Annotated in this window: 17 protein-coding genes and 1 riboswitch; of the genes, 15 read left to right on the forward strand and 2 right to left on the reverse strand. The window is 45.8% G+C overall.

All coding sequences use genetic code 11. The features are described from left to right. The first annotated feature begins 99 nt into the window (after positions 1 to 99). Together C7R93_RS16565 and C7R93_RS16570 are read left to right on the forward strand one after the other, a co-directional pair. A complete protein-coding gene (locus tag C7R93_RS16565) occupies positions 100 to 654 on the forward strand; it encodes an RNA polymerase sigma factor (RefSeq protein WP_106839845.1) in 555 nt (184 codons plus the stop codon). Then, entirely contained in the window at positions 651 to 2,363 is a 1,713-nt protein-coding gene (locus C7R93_RS16570) for a DUF4179 domain-containing protein (RefSeq protein WP_106839846.1), read from the forward strand. The genes C7R93_RS16565 and C7R93_RS16570 overlap by 4 nt, the downstream gene beginning before the upstream one ends. Before the next feature lie 59 nt (positions 2,364 to 2,422). Here C7R93_RS16570 and C7R93_RS16575 read toward each other — a convergent pair whose 3' ends face one another. After that, the gene (locus C7R93_RS16575; protein WP_106839847.1) at positions 2,423 to 3,652 is read right to left on the reverse strand and encodes an MFS transporter; all 1,230 of its coding nucleotides are present in this window, start codon (positions 3,650 to 3,652) and stop codon (positions 2,423 to 2,425) included. A gap of 186 nt (positions 3,653 to 3,838) precedes the next feature. Between C7R93_RS16575 and C7R93_RS16580 the strand changes: the two genes are divergently transcribed. From C7R93_RS16580 to C7R93_RS16600, 5 genes are all read left to right on the forward strand, one after another. Continuing rightward, positions 3,839 to 4,831 (forward strand): LCP family protein, encoded by a 993-nt coding sequence (locus C7R93_RS16580; protein WP_106839848.1) that lies wholly within the window; start codon positions 3,839 to 3,841, stop codon positions 4,829 to 4,831. 127 nt (positions 4,832 to 4,958) lie between these two features. Next, a riboswitch (SAM riboswitch) is annotated at positions 4,959 to 5,075 on the forward strand. A 99-nt stretch (positions 5,076 to 5,174) separates the two neighbouring features. Continuing rightward, positions 5,175 to 6,188: a methionine ABC transporter ATP-binding protein gene (locus tag C7R93_RS16585; protein ID WP_106839864.1), complete on the forward strand. Its 1,014-nt coding sequence runs from the start codon at positions 5,175 to 5,177 to the stop codon at positions 6,186 to 6,188. Beyond that, positions 6,189 to 6,854 (forward strand): methionine ABC transporter permease, encoded by a 666-nt coding sequence (locus C7R93_RS16590; RefSeq protein ID WP_106839849.1) that lies wholly within the window; start codon positions 6,189 to 6,191, stop codon positions 6,852 to 6,854. It abuts the gene before it with no gap. Positions 6,855 to 6,914: 60 nt separating this feature from the next. After that, a complete protein-coding gene (locus C7R93_RS16595) occupies positions 6,915 to 7,754 on the forward strand; it encodes a MetQ/NlpA family ABC transporter substrate-binding protein (RefSeq protein ID WP_106839850.1) in 840 nt (279 codons plus the stop codon). Between the two features lie 188 nt (positions 7,755 to 7,942). Then, a complete protein-coding gene (locus C7R93_RS16600; protein ID WP_106839851.1) occupies positions 7,943 to 9,592 on the forward strand; it encodes a peptide ABC transporter substrate-binding protein in 1,650 nt (549 codons plus the stop codon). Between the two features lie 57 nt (positions 9,593 to 9,649). Here C7R93_RS16600 and C7R93_RS16605 read toward each other — a convergent pair whose 3' ends face one another. Continuing rightward, entirely contained in the window at positions 9,650 to 10,099 is a 450-nt protein-coding gene (locus C7R93_RS16605) for an SRPBCC family protein (protein ID WP_106839852.1), read from the reverse strand. A 115-nt stretch (positions 10,100 to 10,214) separates the two neighbouring features. On the opposite strand from C7R93_RS16605, the gene C7R93_RS16610 reads away from it, so the two are divergent. From C7R93_RS16610 to C7R93_RS16645, 8 genes are all read left to right on the forward strand, one after another. Continuing rightward, entirely contained in the window at positions 10,215 to 11,018 is an 804-nt protein-coding gene (locus C7R93_RS16610) for a helix-turn-helix domain-containing protein (RefSeq protein ID WP_208637830.1), read from the forward strand. Between the two features lie 239 nt (positions 11,019 to 11,257). Beyond that, positions 11,258 to 12,883, forward strand: a complete 1,626-nt coding sequence (locus C7R93_RS16615; protein WP_106839853.1) for a peptide ABC transporter substrate-binding protein — start codon at positions 11,258 to 11,260, stop codon at positions 12,881 to 12,883. A gap of 423 nt (positions 12,884 to 13,306) precedes the next feature. Further along, on the forward strand, positions 13,307 to 14,959 hold the full coding sequence (locus C7R93_RS16620) for a peptide ABC transporter substrate-binding protein (RefSeq protein ID WP_106839854.1): 1,653 nt from the start codon (positions 13,307 to 13,309) through the stop codon (positions 14,957 to 14,959). A 129-nt stretch (positions 14,960 to 15,088) separates the two neighbouring features. Next, positions 15,089 to 16,681, forward strand: a complete 1,593-nt coding sequence (locus C7R93_RS16625) for a peptide ABC transporter substrate-binding protein (protein WP_106839866.1) — start codon at positions 15,089 to 15,091, stop codon at positions 16,679 to 16,681. 130 nt (positions 16,682 to 16,811) lie between these two features. Next, positions 16,812 to 17,069 carry a hypothetical protein gene (locus C7R93_RS16630; RefSeq protein ID WP_106839855.1) on the forward strand — a complete coding sequence of 86 codons (258 nt, stop codon included), beginning with the start codon at positions 16,812 to 16,814 and terminating at the stop codon, positions 17,067 to 17,069. Between the two features lie 41 nt (positions 17,070 to 17,110). Further along, positions 17,111 to 17,587 (forward strand): hypothetical protein, encoded by a 477-nt coding sequence (locus C7R93_RS16635; protein WP_106839856.1) that lies wholly within the window; start codon positions 17,111 to 17,113, stop codon positions 17,585 to 17,587. Positions 17,588 to 17,761: 174 nt separating this feature from the next. Beyond that, positions 17,762 to 19,417: an N-acetylmuramoyl-L-alanine amidase family protein gene (locus tag C7R93_RS16640; RefSeq protein WP_106839857.1), complete on the forward strand. Its 1,656-nt coding sequence runs from the start codon at positions 17,762 to 17,764 to the stop codon at positions 19,415 to 19,417. Positions 19,418 to 19,431: 14 nt separating this feature from the next. Then, complete coding sequence (locus C7R93_RS16645) at positions 19,432 to 19,980, forward strand: GerMN domain-containing protein (RefSeq protein ID WP_106839858.1); 549 nt, start codon at positions 19,432 to 19,434, stop codon at positions 19,978 to 19,980. Positions 19,981 to 20,185: the final 205 nt, after the last annotated feature.

Consider the following 20,185-nt stretch of genomic DNA (forward strand, 5'->3'; position numbering starts at 1 on the left):
TCGTATTAAAGTGTACAAGCAAAAAGGCGATAGCTGCGCAGCGTACCTTTTTGGACCTGTAGCCCTCGATACAGGTTTTGGATATGGGGAGGAAGACAGATGCAGGACGACAGGCTGATCATTGAGGAGGTCCTCCAAGGAAACAAAGAGGCGTATTCTCAGATCATACAAAAATACAACAAAAGGGTCAGGTTGCTCATTCGCAAGATGATCGGACAGCCGCATCTTGAGCAGGACATGGCTCAGGAGATCTTTATCAAGGTGTATTACCATTTGGGTGACTACAGCAAAAGCTACGAATTCGGTGCCTGGCTCTACAGGATTGCCACCAATTATTGCTTTGATGAGCTGCGTAACCGGAAACGATCGATTCCGGTTGCAGAAGCAGAGATTGAACTGGCTACCAATCATACACCTGAACTCGAGTACCTTGCGAAAGAGCAGAAAGTCTTTTTACAAAATCGAATGATGACCCTGGAGTCCAAATACCGTGTCGTCCTGGAACTACGTTACCTCCAATTTTTGAGTTATGAGGAAATTAGCGAGGAGCTGGATGTGCCCATCAGTACGGTGCGAACACGTCTCTCCAGAGGTAGGGCCAAGCTCAAAAATGCCATTACGAATTCGGGTAAAGGAGGGGACCTCCACCTATGACATGCTTGGATACATTTATGCTGAAAGCGTATTTGGAAGACGCGCTTCCTTTGCGAATGAAACAAGAAGTACAACGGCATCTGGATACATGCAGCTGGTGCCAGAGTAAGTTTGAGCAATTTTTGGATGAGCAAGATACATCCGACGATGCTGCGGACGATGTATGGCAGACGGAGGCCACTATCCAAAATGTCATGGACAAGCTCCCCGCCTACCCGATGAACGTACTTAAACTCAAACCAATACAACAACAACCGGTTCAAATGAATTGGAAAAAACGGAGTGTGGATATTGTGAAGAAAACAACGATTGCAGTTGCCGGATTGGCTATGGTTGTCACATTCGGAACAGCAGTTTCTCCTACGTTTGCGAGCTATATGAATGGGATTTATGCGTCGATCAATCCGAGCGAAATAACGGTAACAAAAGGGCCTTACAACGCGAAACAAGTAGTCAACCTGTTTGATAAAAAGCAGACAGACATTGGCGTGAAGAAAGCGGCAGAAAACGGCTTTGTACAGCCGCTTGACATGAAGGTGACAGACCAAGGTCTGACCATGGAAATCAGTGCGGTTGTAGCAGATCCCTTGCGTATCATGGTTCTGGGCTCGGTGAAGGACTCGTCAGGCAAAAAGATTCCTTCGTTCTGGAAGGATCAGTTCTCAATTATTTCAGGTGACACTGTTCATGAATTCAGGGAAGTTCGACTGAAAGACAAAAATGGCAAAGTAATCACGTATTTAGATGATCAATCAGAATTGCTGAGATGGCTGCCGCTGCCGAACGGTGAAAACTTCGCCTACGGAGGACAACTGGGTGTATACTTTAATGAAGCGAATCCGATGCCGGACGAATTGATTTTGGAAATGCGCGTGAAGCGCCTGACAGATACGAAAGGCACGTGGAATTTCGATATACCGATTGATATGCGACCAGCAAAAGCAGCCATGAAAACAGTAGCGTTAAACAAGGAATTAAAAACTCCAACAGGGGCAACAGTAGAGCTAAAAGAAGCGCGCTTTGCCCCCACTGCTACGCAGCTAGAGTTCTCAAACAGCAATCCGAATGAGAAAGTAGTGGCGGGTTTTCGTTACGAGCTTGTCGATGAAAAGGGGACTGTAGTGGGCAAATGGGATGATATGATTAATTCCGATGAAAGGGATCACAATCTCAATATCATAGGCATGAGCTATGGCTCGTCGGTTGACTTCACAACGAAGTGGCAGCCAAGTAGGAGTTTTGTCCATACGTACATGCCGCTGGACCCAGCAAAAAACTTGACAATGAAGCTCGATACTGTCTATACAGGAGAGAAAGTCTCTTCTCAAACCAAGCTATCTCTTGCTGAACTGGAGAAAAATCCGAAAAAAGTGGATGTAGCTGGGAACCAAATCACGTTTAAATCGATCGAAATGGAAGTTGATGAGGGGGATACCTTAATCGATATTCCAGTGGAAGCCATTCTTGCCAAAGATATTGTGGGACTTCCAAAGCTATTGACGGTAAAGGACGAAAACGGGAATGAGGCCAGAGTAGTAAGGTTAATGGTCAACAAAAAAGAAAACCAAAATGGTACGATAAAACTCGAAGGGAAGCTAGAAGTGCTCTTTGAGAAAAAAGATGTGAAGGAAATAACAGTTGTCCTCGATCATGTAATAAAAGAGAACAAAGTCGATTGGGAAGTGCAAATTAAGGGAGAAAAGAAGTAGGGTAATGAACGAGCCGCTCGTTCCTGTAAAAGGATCGGGCGGCTTCTTTGCAATTGAAATCAGTATTTGGCAACCTCAGTTCGTTGTTCCCGATGAAAATAAGCATGTAACAGACAGAGCAGGACCGAGGCGGCAGAGACAAATGTTGCCAAGAGTAGAGTTGGATGAATGCCGCCATTGTCATACATGAATCCCATAGCCAAGGGTCCCAGTAGCCTTCCACCCGTAGTAATCGCCCCAACAACCCCCAAATAAAACGGTGCATTCTCCCCAGTTTTTTCCGATATAAAAGTAGGAATAGTCGGCGAGATAAGCATTTCTCCAAATGTAGTGATAACCATTCCGACAACAAATGCGTAATAACTACCGTGGTAGACAAGCATACACCCAAAACCGACAGCATACGCGATGGTACTGACGACGAGTTGGGCAGACAAGCTCTGATTCACGAGCCGCTTGATCCAGGACGTGATGGGTTGCCCAGCAAAAATGATGATACCGTTGATGGTCCACAGCCAGCTATATGAAGAAAGAGGCATACCTTGTTCGGTAATATAAGGAGCTACGCCTGTGTTCCATACCGTGTTTGAAAAGAAAATGAATGCTGCGCCTAATGCCATAAACAAGTACAATTGGTAGCGCAATAACAGGGTAAAGTTGTTTTTCTCGTGCTGTTTTTGCTGTTCCTCCTGTTGCTCTCCGACCAGCTCTTGATGTGAAATATTCTTCATAAAAAGGAAGAAGAACAGGGCAAACAATAAGGTGCTCGTACTGTTGAACCAAAATGTTAGCTGGAAGGATAAAGTGGCAATGACACCTGCCAAAGCGGTTCCGATTGCCATCCCTAGGTTGTTTCCGACATAGACAATGTTAAACAATTCTCGGCGCTGTTCTTTCCAGCGAAAGCCGATAAATGCCTGAATGGCAGGAAACGACAAGTTGAACGTAAAGCCAAGCCCCATCATTAGAATCAGGTAGACAGGCCAGCTCTGAACGAAAGGAATGGAAAATTGAATAAGTCCTTGAATAATCAATGCGCCGACAATGAGACGCTTAGCACCTAATCGATGAAACAACGAACCGCCGATGAATTGGCCAAAGATTCCGGCGAGAGATTGGATCATCAAGACGAATCCAGCTTCTGTCATCGAGCGTTGCAAAATGGTATGTACGTATAAGGTAGTAAGTGGCCACATAAAGGCGCTCCCGGAGGAGTTAATAAAGCTGGCGATGAGGAAGAAAATGGCCTCACGTGGATAGCGATTGAGGAAAGCTGATGGTGATATCACGCGAATACACCCCTTACCATTAAGGATAAGAATAGTATAGCGAACATTCTAAACTTTGTAAATTAAAATGTATATAATGTCACAGGTACCCAAATAAAGGCTGCTCCACTTTTGTCGAATTCGAGTATACTAAACAAAGTGGAGAGATGACATCAACTGAGGATAAAGAGAATAAAGGTGGACTTTATGAGAATATGGAAACGAGTGTTGCTCCTTCTGCTTGTCGTGATGGCTACGACAGCTGGATATTACGGATACTCTTTTTATCAATTTGCTCAAAATATTCAAGAGCCCAACATTGCACCGCCTAGTGGTGGGAATTCCACCAAAGCAGCAGAAATACCCGAGTGGGATGGCAAGGAACGTGTCAACATCCTGCTGATGGGAGTAGACCGCAGAGGAATGAAAAATAACGGGCTTCCTCGTTCTGACTCCATGATGCTGGTCAGCATCGATCCTGCGGGGAAACGTTATGATATGTTCTCAATTCTGCGTGATACGTATGTAGATATTCCCGGTAAAGGCAGCTCGCGAATCAACTCTGCGATTGTAGATGGTGGGCCTGAGCTGGCAATGGAAACCGTTAGTCAGTTCACTGGACTTCCGGTAGATCGTTACGTCATTACTGACTTTGAAGGCTTCAAGGCTTTGATTGATGCAGTGGGCGGAGTCGAGATCGATGTAGAAAAAAACATGTACTATCATGACCCGACAGACAAAGGTGTCTACGATATTAATCTGAAAAAGGGTCTGCAAAAGCTGGATGGAGACAAAGCCTTGCAATATGTCCGTTTCCGCCATGATGCGACCTCAGATTATACACGGACGGAGCGACAACGCAAATTGATGTCGGCTGTCGTGAATCAGATGAAGAATGGCACGACGTTGATTCAGCTTCCTACGATTTTGAAGGAAGTAACCCCGTATATTCAAACCAATATTAGTTCGGTGGACATGCTGAAGCTGTCTGCACTCGGATTAAAGTTGGACACGCTACAGCCCGGTAATTATCAATTGCCGCCAATGGGGATGTTCCGTGAATCGAACCGCGCAGGCTCTGTTTTGATTCCAGATGTCGATCAGGTTCAGTCTTTTATGCAAGAAAAAATAGCTCCTCCGAAGGCGACCGAAACGACAGGTCAATCTGTGGACGGAAGTACGGACAGCACGCCAAATTGAGCGTGCTGTTCTTCTCTTCGTAAAACTTTTCCTTCTATTACTATTGACGTAATATTTCCGAAAAGGATATAATCCGTTTTGTATCATGATGAAACCCAAAAAACGAACATAATATACGTAGATATCTTTCTTATCAAGAGAGGCGGAGGGACAGGCCCTATGAAGCCCGGCAGCCGGTTCATTTTCGAATGAACGTCGCGGTGCCAATTCCTACAAGGTTGTTTGGATCTTGTATAGATGAGAAGGGTGGATGCGAACGTATACATTGCGTTGCAGCCCCTTTTTCGTTTATGAAAAAGGGGTTTTTCTATTTTATCAAGATTGTGGTCGGGAGGTGGATGCGTTGATCCAACTGCGTCATTTGCATAAAAGCTATCAAGTACAAGGGAAAACCATCCCAGCATTAACGGGGATCGACCTTTCCATAGAGCAAGGAGAAATATACGGGATTATCGGACACTCTGGTGCAGGAAAAAGTACGTTGATCCGGTGCATCAATTTGCTGGAGCGCCCAACTTCGGGGGAAGTTATTGTAGACGGCGTCGATTTGACAAAGCTGGCTGAAGGGAAGCTGCAAGAAAAGCGCCGGGCAATCGGTATGATTTTTCAGCACTTTAACTTGCTGTCTTCTTCGACAGTCGGCGAAAATGTCGCGTTTCCACTCAAGCTGGCAAAGCGCCCAAAGGCAGAGATTGATAAGAAAGTAACCGAGCTGCTGAAGCTGGTTGGCTTGGAGGCACATAAGGACAAATATCCGTCCCAGCTGTCTGGCGGACAGAAGCAACGTGTCGGGATTGCCCGTGCGCTCGCGAATGATCCAAAAGTGCTGCTCTGTGACGAAGCTACATCGGCTCTCGATCCGCAGACGACGAACTCCATTCTGGCACTCCTCTTGGACATCAACCGCAAGCTGGGCTTGACCATTGTGTTGATTACCCACGAGATGCACGTCATTCGCTCCATTTGTGATCGTGTCGGCGTGATTGATGGAGGAAAGATCGTCGAGTCGGGTAACGTACTGGATGTATTCCTTCGTCCGAAGCATCCAACGACACAAGAATTCGTGGAGCAAGTAGCGGATTCTACTGAACTACGTGAAGCTGTCGAGCACGAAAAGGCCTCGGGGAACCGCACGATCGCTCGTGTCACCTTCCTCGGTGAAAAAACGTATCAGCCGATCCTATTCCAAACGATGCAAGAGACAGGTACGGTCTTCAGCATTTTGCAGGGAACGATCTCCCGCATGAAGGATACGCCGTATGGTCAGTTGGTGATCGAGCTAGAAGGCGATGTCGCACAGAATCAAAAGACCATCGAGACGCTGCGCCAACGTGGCTTGGAAGTAGAGGTGATATAAATGGACTGGACATTCGAAAATGTGGATTGGGCTGAAATCGGCGTAGGTACGATGGACACGCTCACGATGCTCGGCTTTTCCACCCTGTTTACCGTCTTGATTGGTTTGCCGCTGGGAATCATTCTGTTCTTGACCTCACGCGGACAGCTTTTACAAAACCGCTCTTTTTATACGATGGCATCATTCGTGGTCAATGTATTGCGCTCGGTACCGTTTATCATTTTGATGATTTTGCTGATTCCTGTGACGAAGATGATCGTAGGAACCTCACTCGGCGTACTTGGTGCCATTCCGCCGCTCGTGTTCGGTGCCGCTCCGTTTTTCGCACGTTTGGTAGAAACCTCTCTGCGTGAGATTGATAAAGGCGTGATTGAGGCTGCACAATCCATGGGAGCTTCTAACTGGCAGATCGTCTGGAACGTCCTTTTGCCAGAGTCTAGGTCAGGCCTGATCGCGGGTATTACGATCACGACGGTTACGCTGGTCTCCTACACTGCGATGTCTGGGGTAATTGGCGGTGGTGGTTTGGGTGACTTAGCGATCCGATACGGTTATCAGCGTTTCCAAACCGATGTCATGATTGTGACTGTTGTTATTTTGCTCGTGATGGTACAGATCTTACAATCGCTGGGGGACCGTCTGGTTCTCAAGTTCAGCCGTAAGTAGGATCATTCCATATAGGGTTTCAAAAAAATAAGATAAATACATGCAAGGGGGAAATCATTCATGAAAAAGCTAGTCGTATCTGTACTTTCTACTGTGTTGGCATTTTCTTTGGCAGCTTGCGGAGGCAAAACGGAAACAGCACCTGCTCCAGCTGAAGGCGGCGCACAAGGCGGACAACAGGAAGTAACATTGAAGGTAGGCGCTTCTCCCGTTCCACACACAGCAATCTTGAAGCTGGTTCAACCAAAACTGAAAGAACAAGGCGTGAACTTGGAAATTAAAGAGTTCACCGATTACGTACAACCTAACGTTCAAGTGAACGAGAAACAACTCGACGCAAACTTCTTCCAGCACAAGCCTTACCTGGAAGAGTTCAATAAAGGACAAAACATGAACCTGGAGCCAGTAGTGGCTGTACACATTGAGCCATTCGGCGCTTACAGCAAAAAAGTGAAATCTGTAGACGAATTAGCTGATGGCGCAACAATCGCGCTGCCAAACGATCCGACAAACAGTGGTCGTGCACTCGCACTCTTGGAGAAAAACGGCGTAATCAAGCTGAAAGAAGGCGCTGGCATCAGCGGTACAGTGAAAGACGTAGTAGAGAACAAGAAAAACCTGAAGTTCAAAGAAGTAGAAGCAGCAATGTTGCCACGCGTTCTGGAAGAAGTAGATTTGGCGCTGATCAACACCAACTATGCACTGGAAGCAAAGCTCGTACCAACCAAAGATGCGCTGTTTATTGAAGACAAAGATTCTCCATATGCGAACTTCTTGGTAGCTCGTCCTGACAACAAGGATTCTGAAGCAATTCAAAAGCTGGTTAAAGAACTGAACTCACCTGAAGTGAAAAAGTTCCTTGAAGATGAATACAAAGGCGCGATTATTCCAGCGTTCTAAAGTAGAAATAATTGATCGATCAACAAAACCCAACTGGCCTACAAAGCTGGTTGGGTTTTACTTTTATTTATAATGTAGTGAATTTTCGTAAAATTAAATTAAATCTATAGCAACCCTGTTTTCAACCCAATTCCGGTCGAGTATATTGTGTTTGAAGTGAGAAAATATAGATAAGGGGGAATTTTCTGATGAAACGAAATCTCAAGTTGTTTCTTGGCGCGATGCTGGTCGCCGGAAGCGTGTTAGCTGGATGCTCCACAAGTACGCAGCCATCAACGACAACCCCACCAGCCGAGGGAACCGCAGCGCCCGCTGAAAAGCCTGCAAATGCAAAGCCGCAAGCATTTCGGGCGAACATTATGAGTGAGCCTGCGACAGCGGACCCCGGTCTTGCAAAGGATGCCACTGCTGGAGCAATTGTTCGGGCTACGTTTGATGGCTTGACTCGCTTCGATGCAAACGCAAAGCCAGTGAATTCAGTAGCATCCGATATAAAAATCTCGGATGACAAACTGGTGTATACGTTCACGCTCCGCGATTCTAAATGGAGCAATGGTGATCCAGTGACTGCCCATGACTTCGTGTATGCATGGAAGCGTGCACTTAGCAAGACCCTCGGTGCTGAGTATGCCTATCAGCTGTACTACGTTAAAAACGCGAAGCTGATTCACGAAGGCAAGGCGAAGCCAGACGAGCTCGGTGCGAAGGCAATCGATGACAAAACACTGGAAGTCACGCTGGAGAATCCTACGCCTTACTTCCTGGAGCTGACGTCTTTCTACACATACTACCCGGTTAACCAAAAAGTAGTGGAAGCCAATCCGAAATGGGCAAACGAAGCGGCAACGCACGTAAGCAACGGTCCATTTAAAATGAAAGCGTGGGAGCACAAGAGCAAGATCATACTGGAAAAGAATGAGCACTACTGGGAAAAAGACGTAGTGAAGCTCGATCGCATTGAGTTTACGATGATCGAGGACGATAATACAGCCCTGTCCATGTTCGAGAACGGAGAGCTGGATTGGGCAGGTCAGCCACTCGGCGGGCTTCCCACCGATGCGATTCCGACATTGAAAGAAACAGGCAAGCTCGTGGTGCATCCAAAAGCGACGATGTACTGGTACAAGTTGAACACGACAAAAGGCCCGCTCAGCAATGTAAAAATTCGTAAAGCATTGGCATACTCGGTTGACCGTCAGACCATCGTGGATAACATTACACAAGTAGGCCAAGTGCCGACGATGGGGATGTTGCCGCAATCCATGATTATCAATAAAGATGGCTACTTCAAGGATAATGATGTAGAAACAGCCAAAAAGCTGTTGGAAGAAGGCATGAAGGAGCTTAACGTAACAAAGCTACCTCCGATCACTTTGTCTTACAATCCAAGCGACAGAAATAAGAAAATTGCTGAGGCGCTTCAGGACCAATGGAAACAAAAACTTGGCATTGAAGTAAAGCTCATGGTGAAGGAGGGCACTGTTCACATACAGGATATGCATCAACTCAATTACGAAATAGGCCGTATCGGCTGGAATGCAGACTTTAATGATCCAATGAACTACCTGGAAATGTTCCGAGATGATAATACAGGCAACAACGACACGGGCTGGGAAGATCCGCGCTATCAGGAGCTGCTCAAGCAGGCATCGGTAGAAACTGACCAAGAGAAGCGCAAGCAGCTGTTTGGAGAGGCTGAGCAAATCTTCATGGATGCCATGCCTTTGATCCCCATGTTCACGGATGTGGATGTATGGGTGCAAAGCGACAAGGTAAAAGGCGTACAAGTGGATGGTCTCGGATTTATAGACTTGAAGTGGGCAGAAATGACGGAGTAATGAGAATAACAAAAATCCCGAGGCCAACGAAATTGCTGGTCTCGGGATTCTTTTCTATTAGAATCCAAAATCAAGTGTCTTGCCTGTCTCCGCATACGTCTTGATCGACGAGAGCATCATCGGCCAATTGTTGCTGGCGCTTGCGTGGGAGGGGTGGTTTTCTGTCCATTGATCCTGAATCAGCGTCAGCTTGGTGCAGCCGCCAATCGGTTCTAAGGTAATCGTGACGCGAGACTGTAATTCCGCATGATTCTCGTAGTAGGCAGGACCAGGATGTTCAGTGAAACTGAAAATGTGATGAGGATCGAACTGCAAAATCTTTCCGTATACATGCACTGTATCGTCACCGTCTTTTCCCGGACCAACATAAGCCATCTCATCGCCTACTTGAAAAGTCGACTGAATCGTACAGCCAAAGAAAGTACTCTTTACGCCATTATCGGAAGTAAGGACATGCCAGACGTGCTCTGGCGTAGCATCAATGTAGAAATCAAAGCGAAGATCCATCGTTTTACCTCCTGATATTTTCATTTGGGAATTGTAATCGGGTCTCCCAACTACTACTCTTACTATAAGAAGAATTTGGTAGGGTGTATTGTAAAAACACGACAGGAGGCGCACCTTGGAAAATAAGACTGCCAAGCTCCCAAAGGGTGTTCTGCATGCCATGATTGGACGGAAGAAATTTTCGCTTGCCAGATACGAGCCATCTGCTGAAATTAGCTACTTTGTGCAGCACTACTGGGTCGTCAGGTGGGATTTGCGTACAGAACTTCCTTACTCACAAACCGTACTCGCTCATCCCAATGTGAATCTGGTGTTTGAAAAAGGAGCAACAGGCATTTTTGGTGTAGCCCGCACGACTTCCTCGCATCTTTTAGAGGGACAAGGTCAGGTGTTCGGAGTGAAATTTGTGCCGGGAGGTTTTTATCCGTATCTGAATGCCCCGGTATCAAGGCTAAGTGGCACTTCTACGAGTCTGGAAGCTGTATTTGGTGTTGAGACTGAGCAGCTCGAGAAAGAAGTGTTAAGCCTGCCAGATGATGAGCAAATGGTGAAAAGAGTAGAAGCCTTTCTATTCGAACATTTGCCCAAGCCAGACCCGAATGTAGCGCGCATCAGTGAAATCGTCAGGATGATCCAGGCCGATCGATCCGTACTCAAGGTCGAGGATGCGGTACAATTGACCGGAATGAACACACGGACAATGCAGCGCTTATTTGACCGTTATGTAGGTGTCAGCCCGAAGTCGGTCATCCAACGATACAGACTGCATGAGGCGGCAGAACAGATTGACCAGGGAACGGTCCAAGATTGGCTGGACCTGTCTACCTCTCTTGGTTACTATGATCACTCTCACTTCATTCGAGATTTTCGAGCAATCGTCGGTGTAGCCCCGAATGAATATCGACGAACCCAAATGTAATCATAGTGAACCCCTTCGCCTTCTGGCTGGAGGGGTTGTTTTTGCTGCATAAATTCTCTTGTACGAGGCATACTTCACATGATGAAAAATACTAAATTTATTTCCTTTAATAGAATTTGATGTTTGAATAAAACATAATTAATTTTACTTAAAATGTCTTCAATATTACTAAAAATGCAGTATATTTGTGGAGTAGCTTTCAATGAAGTTTTACCGATAGAAAAAAGGGGGTCAACACCGTGAAAAAAAGCGTTTTTGCAGCAATGAGTTCTATCCTGGTTTTGAGTGCGGCGCTGGCAGGCTGTGGCGGCGGCGGTGAGAAAGCAGGCGAGCAAGGCAATGCTTCTAAGGAGCAAACAAGTGGTCCTAAAGAATTGAGAATGAACATGATGTCCGAGCCACCAACTGCTGACCCTGCATTGGCTGAGGATTCTACTTCCAGTGCGGTTCTGCGTGCAACATTTGATGGTCTCACCCGTATTGGCGAAGATGGCAAACCACAACCATCTGTAGCAGAAAAAATTGACGTATCCGAAGATGGTCTTACTTATACATTCACCCTGCGTGACAGCAAATGGAGCAATGGAGAGCCAGTTACTGCAAAGGATTTCGAATTCGCTTGGAAGCGAGCGCTCGATCCGAAGACAGCATCTAACTACTCCTACCAATTGTATTACCTGAAAAATGCAGAAGAATACAACAAGGGTAAAGCAAAAGCTGAAGATGTTGGCGTAAAAGCGACAGACGATAAAACACTCGTCGTGACTTTGAAGAACCCAACACCATTCTTCTTGGAGCTGACTGCGTTCTATACGTACTACCCAGTTAACCAAAAAGTAGTGGAAGGCAGCGACAAATGGGCGGGCGAAGCAGCTACACACGTAGGTAACGGTCCATTCAAAATGGAAACATGGGAACATAAGAGCAAATTGGTTCTCGTGAAAAGCGATACCTACTGGGATAAAGACGTTGTAAAACTCGACAAGCTCAACTTCTCCATGGTTGAGGACGCGAATACAGAGCTGTCCATGTTCGACAATGACGATCTGGATTGGTCCGGAGCACCATTGAGTGCACTTCCTACCGATGCGATTCCTGCATTGAAAGAATCCGGTCAAATGCAAACACGCCCAATCGCGGGTACGTACCTGTACAAATTCAATACGGAAGTTCCACCGTTCAACAACGCGAAAATCCGTAAAGCGTTTGGTTATGCGATTGATCGTAAGTCCATCATCGACAACATCACGCAAGCAAACCAAGAACCAGCTATGGGTCTGGTCCCGCCAACAATGGCAGTGGCAACAAGCCCGTACTTCAAAGACGGCGATGTAGAAACAGCGAAAAAATTGCTGGCTGAAGGTATGAAAGAAGAAGGCATTACGAAAATGCCGACTCTGACTCTTTCCTTCAACACGTCCGAAGGTCACAAGAAAATTGCTGAAGCGATCCAAGACCAATGGAAAAAAGCACTCGGCGTAGACATTAAGCTGGAGAACAAAGAGTGGAAAGTATTCTTGGAAGATGTGAACCAAGGTAAATTCCAAATCGCACGTTCCAGCTGGACTGGTGACTACAACGATCCATACACGTTCTTGGACCTGTTCAAGGACAAAGATGGCGGCAACAACGACACGAAATGGGAAAATCCGAAGTACAAAGAGCTGCTGAACCAATCTGCTCTGGAACAGGATCCAGAAAAACGCAAACAAATTCTGGCACAAGCAGAAGCTATTTTCATGGACGAAATGCCAGCAGTTCCAATCTACTACTACACACATTCTTATGTGAAAAAAGACAAAGTAAAAGGTGTAGTACTCGACGGTCTCGGTTTCGTAGACTGGAAATGGGCAGACATTCAATAAGAAAAAGAGCATAGCTCGTTGTAATAAAAGAAGGGTGCTTCGGCACTCTTCTTTTTTTGTAAACCATTTCGGGAGTAAAGAAATCGAGCAGAAGATTGACGATGATGTTAGTAATTATAAAATTATAAATTAAATTACTATTGTTACTTTACTGAATGTGGGTAAAATTGGGTGAATGAAAAAATACATCAATGAATTTGATTTGAATTCGAAGCTCTGATAAAGCTTGATATTATGCGGTTTTCTTTAAAAACATCTAGGTAGGAATGTTATGGAAAATTTATTTATCGATCAATATGTTTTATAATTTATTAATTCTCTTTATAAATAAATAAAAATTTATTAAATCATTCTAAAACATATTTAAAAAATATATAAAACCATGTATATTGATAAAAGATTTAGAAAAGGGGGATTACTTGTATGAAAAAGAATGTTTTCGTGGCAATGAGTTCTATCCTCGTTCTTGGTGCGGCACTCGCAGGATGCGGTGGCGGAAACCAGGCGGCACCAGCAGATAGCAATACATCGGCAGGAAAGACAGAAAATTCTGCACCGGCAACTGGCTCTAAATTACTGAAACTGAACCTGCACTCCGAGCCACCAACAGCTGACCCAGGTATCGCGGAAGATACAACTTCCAGCACAATCATCACAGCTACCTTTGAAGGTCTGACTCGCGTTGGTAAAGACGGTAAATATGCTCCAGCAGCAGCAGAGAGCTATACTGTTTCTGAGGACGGTAAAAAATATACATTCAAAATTCGTGATAATAAATGGAGCAATGGCGATCCTGTATCGGCAAAAGATTTCGAATATGCTTGGAAACGCGCTCTTAATCCAAAAACAGCTTCTAACTATGCATACCAACTGTACTATGTGAAGGGCGCGGAAGCCTACAACAAAGGCAAGGGTAAAGTAGAAGACGTTGGCGTAAAAGCAGTTGACGATAAAACACTCGAAGTAGAATTGGCGAACCCAACTCCATTCTTCCTGGAGCTGGTTGCATTCAAAACATACTTCCCAGTTAATCCAAAAGTAGTGGATGGTAACGAGAAATGGGCTACCGATGCGAAAACAGTTATTGGTAACGGTCCATTCAAAATGGATACTTGGGAGCACAAGAGTAAGCTTGTAGTTTCCAAAAACGACAACTACTGGGATAAAGATAATGTAAAATTGGACAAAATCGAATTCTCCATGGTAGAGGATGAGAATACTGAGCTGTCCATGTACGAAAACGGTGAACTGCACTGGGCAGGCGCTCCAACTTCTGCGTTGCCAACAGACGCGATCCCGGCTTTGAAAGACTCTGGCAAAATGACAACTCAGCCAATCGCGGGTACTTACTTCTACCGTTTCAACACAGAAAAACCACCGTTTAACAACGTAAAAATCCGTAAAGCGTTTGCCTATGCGATCGATCGTCAAAGCCTGATCGACAACATCCTGCAAGCTGGTCAATTGCCTGCAACAGGCTATGTACCACCAAGCATGGCGCTGAACAAAGACGGCTTCTACAAGGATAACGACATCGAAGCAGCGAAGAAATTGCTCGAAGAAGGTATGAAAGAAGCGGGCATCAGCAAATTCCCGGCCCTCACTCTTTCCTTCAACACTTCCGAAGGCCACAAAAAAATTGCTGAGGCAATCCAAGATCAATGGAAGAAAAACCTCGGCGTAGACGTAAAGCTCGAGAACAAAGAGTGGAAGGTATACCTGGATGACGTACACCAAGGTAAATACCAAGTGGCTCGTGCAGGCTGGTTGGGAGACTTCAACGATCCAATCAACTTCCTGGAAATGTTTAAGGAAAAAGACGGCGGAAACAACGATACTCGTTGGGAAAATCCGAAGTACAAAGAACTCCTGAACCAATCCGCTCTGGAGCTAGACCCAGAAAAACGTAAAGCAATCCTGGCACAAGCTGAGCAAATCCTGATGGATGAAATGCCAATTATGCCAATCTACTACTACACACAATCTTGGGTGAAGGACGACAAGGTTCAAGACGTAATCATCGATGGTCTGGGTGCTGTAGACTACAAATACGCAGATATCGCAGAAAAGAAATAATAACTGTGCATGTAAAAGAAGAGAGGTGTCTCACCTTTCTTCTTTTTTTGTCTATTTAATATCCAAATTTTTACTTTTTATTGTATACTATTTTTGGAAGATTTTATTAGGGGGTAATGGGTGTATATGATGAAGAAGAGTGTTTTTATGGTGTTGAGTTCAGTCCTCGTTTTCGGTGGAATGATGACAGGGTACGAAGGAGTTGCCCAAGCCGCTGAGCCGAAAGTATTAAGAATAAACCTGCAAGAGGAGCCGCCTACAGCAGACCCAGGCATTGTGGAGGATACTACCTCTAGCACGATTATCACTGCTATATTCGAAGGTCTGACACGTCTCGGAAAAGACGGAAAGCTGCAAGCCGCCGCGGCAGAGAGCTATACCGTTTCTGAGGATGGGAAAACCTATACATTCAAGATTCGTGAAGCAAAATGGAGCAACGGTGATCCAGTAACGGCACATGACTTCGAATATGCTTGGAAACGCGCACTCGATCCAAAGATAGCTTCCAACTATGCCTATCAACTGTACTATTTGAAAGGTGCAGAAGACTTCAACAAAGGGATCGGCAAGGCGGGAGACGTTGGCGTAAAGGCGATTGACGATAAGACGCTAAAAGTGGAACTGACAAACTCGACACCATTTTTCTTGGAGCTGGTTGCATTCAAAACATACTTCCCGGTGAACAAGAAGGTAGTCGAAGGCAACAAAAAATGGGCTGACGAGGCGGAGACGGTTGTTGGCAACGGACCATTCAAAATGGAAACATGGGAACACAAGAGCAATCTGACTGTCGTAAAAAACGAGAAATACTGGGATAAAGCTAACGTGAAATTGGGCAAGATTGAATTTTCCATGATTGAGGATGCGAATACGGAGTTGTCCCTGTTTGATAACGACGAGCTGGACTGGGCTGGTGCTCCCATGTCTGCGCTGCCTACCGACGCACTTCCATATTTGAGGGAAGCTGGCATACTGAAGACACAGCCAATCGCTGGAACCTATTTCTATCGTTTCAATACAGAGCAAGCACCTTTTACCAACGCAAAAATTCGTAAGGCGTTCGCCTATGCATTTGATCGTAAAAGCCTCACTAGCAACATCCTGCAAACGGGTCAATTACCGGCAACAAGCTATGTACCACCGAGCATGGCGTTGAACAAAGACGGTTACTTCAAAGATAATGACCTTGAAGTGGCAAAGAAATTATTGGTGGAAGGTATGAAGGAAGAGGGTATCACCAAACTCCCACCGATCACACTCTCCTACAATACTTCTGAAGGTCATAAAAAGATCGCAGAAGAAATTCAGGGTCAATGGAAGAAAAACCTCGGCGTAGATGTAAAACTTAAAAATAAAGAGTGGAAGGTATACTTAGAGGACGTACACCAAGGCAATTATCAAATCGCTCGTGCAGGCTGGCTGGGTGACTTCAATGATCCCATCAACTTCTTGGAAATGTTCCAGGAAAAAGACGGCGGAAACAACGATACGCGTTGGGAAAATCCAAAGTACAAGGAGCTCCTGAACCAATCCGCTCTGGAGCAAGACCCAGACAAGCGAAAAGCAATACTGGCTCAAGCCGAGCAAATCCTGATGGACGAAATGCCAATCATGCCAATCTACTTCTACACGAACTCTTGGGTGCAAAACGAGAATCTGAAAGATGTCGTAATCGATGGCCTCGGTGCTATCGATTTCAAATACGCAGATATTACTCCATAATCAAAACACGGATGAGAAGAGGTTTTTTACGACCTCTTCTTTTTTTCTGCCTCATGGACAAATGACCAATCCATTGCGCTCTTGGCTACATAGAGTAAAAAGGAACTAACTGCAACCAGGGGGGATATTGATGGATATTGGTTCTTTGCTCAACATTGTTAAATCAATTCCTAAGGAAAAGTTGAGGACAGATGCGGGAATCAAGGAAGTCATTCGTGAAATGGCTAGAAAGTCAGGGAAAAAATTGACCGAGCAAGAGATTAACGGGTATGCTGCGCAGTTTCGTCAGATGCAGAAAACAGAAAATGTCGGAAGTCTGATGAATAAGCTTTCGAAAAAAGGCGTCACTGCAAAGGATTTGGAAAATATTAAAAAACGCTTTAGATAAGGGGGCAGAGTGAGGAGGGAGGTGGGATTATCGTTGAGAAAATGAAAGCGAAAAAGAAGCAGGCTGTCCCCAGGAGCCATTTGCAAGAATCGATCAACAAACTTGCGGATGCACAACATACAAGCAATGCTCAAATGATGAGAGAGATGAGTCAGGTGCGACAGGAGCTCCAGGACATGAAGAATACACTGGGGCGTCTCAAACAAGCACCTCCAAAAAATACAGGAGAACGACGAGGTTTCCTGTTTGGTGGACGACGGAATTCTGCTCCGGTGGAAGTTGTATCCCAACCACAAAAGCCTGCCATTTCTATCGAAGACTTACTGCCGCTTTTACCGTATCTAGGCGACGCTATTCCCCAATTGAAAAATCCGAAAGTAGCCGACTCCATTAAAGTGCTGTCGAATCCAGCTGTGCTTTCGTTAATTCAGCAATTTCTTGCCAACGGAGGCTTGAACATGATAAAAAGACCTGTTCAAGAAGTAAGCAGGCAAGAGAGACGGGGTTTTTTTCGCTAACAAATGATCAGGTGTAAAGACTGTCTCGCGGGGCTTGCGGAGGCGGTCTTTTCATTTTGGTACCAAAAGACTATAAACTTTACAGATCATCTAGCGTCTAATAGAATGGTGAACGTTGCACATTGGCTGACGCCACATAACGAAAGAAAAACAGACATCACGGAGGAGGTCAGGATGAAGAGACGATTTTACCCTCTGCTTTTTGCGCTGCTGGTCCTGCTGCTGATCCCTGGTTGGGCGGTTGCAGCAAGCAGTGCCTCAGAGGACGCTGTCAATCTCATGATTGGTGGACAAGCAGTGAATGCTGAAGTACCGCCAGTCATCAAGAATGGACGCACGTTGGTTCCCGTTCGTGTCATCGCCGAAGGGCTAGGTGCAAAAGTGGATTGGAATGACGCTACTCGTACAGCTGTGATTACCAAAGGCACACAACGGCTCTCCCTTACACTTGAATCCCGTACAGCGGTGTTGAACGGAAACCAAGTGAAGCTCGATACGCCACCTGTTATTTCACAAAAGCGTATGCTACTGCCACTGCGTTTTGTCGGGGAGTCACTTGGTGTTACAGTTGGGTGGGACAACAGCACACGAACTGTCATTGCGAACGAAACACCACAGGTCAAGCTGAATGGCAAGGCACCAACCCAACCGATCAAGCTGTATCAAGTGGAAGACACGATGTACGCGTCCGCACAGGCTGTAGCTGAGCAAGTGGGACAAAAAGGCTTTGCGTGGAAACGACCTGAGCGCGGGATGACGATTGATGATCAGTTGGTCCTCCCATTACGTCAATTGGAGGACGAGCTTGGAGGGTCATTTGCATGGGACAAGAAAAATAATCAGGTTGAGATCGATCGCCTCAATATTTTGAAAGATGTATCTGAGGACGGCGACCGTGTACGTATTAAAACGACCGTTCCTGTTATTCCTCAGTCCTTTGTGATGACAGGTCCTCACCGGATCGTCTTGGACCTCCCACAAACTGCATTGGATGATGATTTAATCGAAGATCTAAAACGTCAAGAAGAGAAAAACGATAGCGTAGGCGAATCAGAGGAAACTGCCTCCGCTGATGATGAAGACCAAGACACAGATTCAGATTCTGATGAACAGAATCAGGCAGAGCGAGCGGAAGAAGAACCTCTTATCGCTAACCTGCGTTACAGCCAATACAGTGCATCTCCTGACACGGTTCGCGTCGTCATTGAGCTGAACCAAAAGAGCGCGTATGAGCTGGCTTACACGGAAGACGGTATCGAAGTAAAATTGACGCCAAAACCGAAGAAGACAGGCTACCTGATCGTCGTTGATGCCGGTCATGGAGGAAAAGACCCAGGAACTTCAAGTGCTGCTGACAAGCGTGAAAAAGATTTCACTTTGGCTGTAGCCAATAAAGTCGTTGCTTTGCTGAAGCAATATCCAGAATTTCAGGTCGTTCCAGTACGGACAACGGATGTGTTTTATGAACTGTCAGAGCGAGTTGCTATTGCCAATGATCTGGAAGCAGACTTGTTCTTGTCCATTCATGCCAACTCATTCCCGAAACCAACAGCGGCTGGGACAGAAACTTTCTATTATAATGAAAACAGTAAAGTTTTTGCCCAAGTGGTACATAAACATTTACAAGGAGCAACGCAGTTCCCGGATCGTGGAGTCAAGAGTTCAGGCTTTTATGTGATCAAAAACACAAAAATGCCTGCCGCATTGACCGAGACAGGCTTCCTCTCCAATCCACAGGAGAGTGCGCAGCTAATGAATCCGGCATTCCAAGATAAAATCGCGAAAGCTATGGTTGCGGCTATTCGTGAATACTACGAGTCTTATCAGTAAGGGGGCTTTTCACGATGAAAAAAAGTCGAGTGATCTGGATGGCAGCGTTAGTGATGCTGCTTTTGGCCGGATGTGGGCAGAGCGCGACGGAAACACCACAGCCAACCACACCAGTAGAACAGCCATCTGGTTCAAAAACTGATCCATCGACAACAGAGCCGACTCTGAAAAAGCAAATGGTCACCGTTTACTATTCGGATAATAATGTGATGGAGCTGCAAAAAGAAGAGCAAGAGATCACGTTTGCCGAAGATATCGAGAAGTACAAAAAGGTACTGGCCCTGCTGGAGACGCCTGTAAAGCCAGACGTGCACGTTCCACTGTGGAAAGACTTCAAGTACCACTCGATCACAATTGATAAAGGAACCCTGACGATTGATGCAGATAGCAAAAATCAGTTCAATATGGGTTCAAGTGGCGAGACGATGGCTATGGATGCGTTGAAGAATACATTCTTTCAGTTCTCGGAAGTAAAGGAAATTGTCTTCCTGGAGGATGGCAAGAAAGTAGAAACGCTGATGGGGCACGTAGATCTCTCCGAGCCACTGAAACGAGACAATTAATCATCACCATAAAGGCGGCACATCCTGTTAATCGGGATGTGCCGCTTTTTTTCTCGTCTAGTGGCTCTCGTGGGGAGAAGAATATTTCCAGTCTAGGCTCCAGGCTCCGTCCTGCTGGGGGCTGAGACTGCCCGCTCCGAAGCGATTAGCGGGGAAACGCAAAAGTGGTAGCCGCTTCGTCGCATGGGCACGTTGCGTTTCTTTT

The organism is Brevibacillus fortis, from assembly GCF_003013395.1.
Lineage (GTDB): Bacteria > Bacillota > Bacilli > Brevibacillales > Brevibacillaceae > Brevibacillus > Brevibacillus fortis.

Coding starts and splice junctions, on each gene's coding strand:
- C7R93_RS16580 (WP_106839848.1), top strand. CDS start 3,839: ATGAGAATATGGAAACGAGTGTTGCTCCTTCTGCTTGTCGTGATGGCT.
- C7R93_RS16600 (WP_106839851.1), top strand. CDS start 7,943: ATGAAACGAAATCTCAAGTTGTTTCTTGGCGCGATGCTGGTCGCCGGA.
- C7R93_RS16620 (WP_106839854.1), top strand. CDS start 13,307: ATGAAAAAGAATGTTTTCGTGGCAATGAGTTCTATCCTCGTTCTTGGT.
- C7R93_RS16570 (WP_106839846.1), top strand. CDS start 651: ATGACATGCTTGGATACATTTATGCTGAAAGCGTATTTGGAAGACGCG.
- C7R93_RS16635 (WP_106839856.1), top strand. CDS start 17,111: ATGAAAGCGAAAAAGAAGCAGGCTGTCCCCAGGAGCCATTTGCAAGAA.
- C7R93_RS16640 (WP_106839857.1), top strand. CDS start 17,762: ATGAAGAGACGATTTTACCCTCTGCTTTTTGCGCTGCTGGTCCTGCTG.
- C7R93_RS16595 (WP_106839850.1), top strand. CDS start 6,915: ATGAAAAAGCTAGTCGTATCTGTACTTTCTACTGTGTTGGCATTTTCT.
- C7R93_RS16605 (WP_106839852.1), bottom strand. CDS start 10,099: ATGGATCTTCGCTTTGATTTCTACATTGATGCTACGCCAGAGCACGTC.
- C7R93_RS16590 (WP_106839849.1), top strand. CDS start 6,189: ATGGACTGGACATTCGAAAATGTGGATTGGGCTGAAATCGGCGTAGGT.
- C7R93_RS16645 (WP_106839858.1), top strand. CDS start 19,432: ATGAAAAAAAGTCGAGTGATCTGGATGGCAGCGTTAGTGATGCTGCTT.
- C7R93_RS16565 (WP_106839845.1), top strand. CDS start 100: ATGCAGGACGACAGGCTGATCATTGAGGAGGTCCTCCAAGGAAACAAA.
- C7R93_RS16630 (WP_106839855.1), top strand. CDS start 16,812: ATGGATATTGGTTCTTTGCTCAACATTGTTAAATCAATTCCTAAGGAA.
- C7R93_RS16625 (WP_106839866.1), top strand. CDS start 15,089: ATGAAGAAGAGTGTTTTTATGGTGTTGAGTTCAGTCCTCGTTTTCGGT.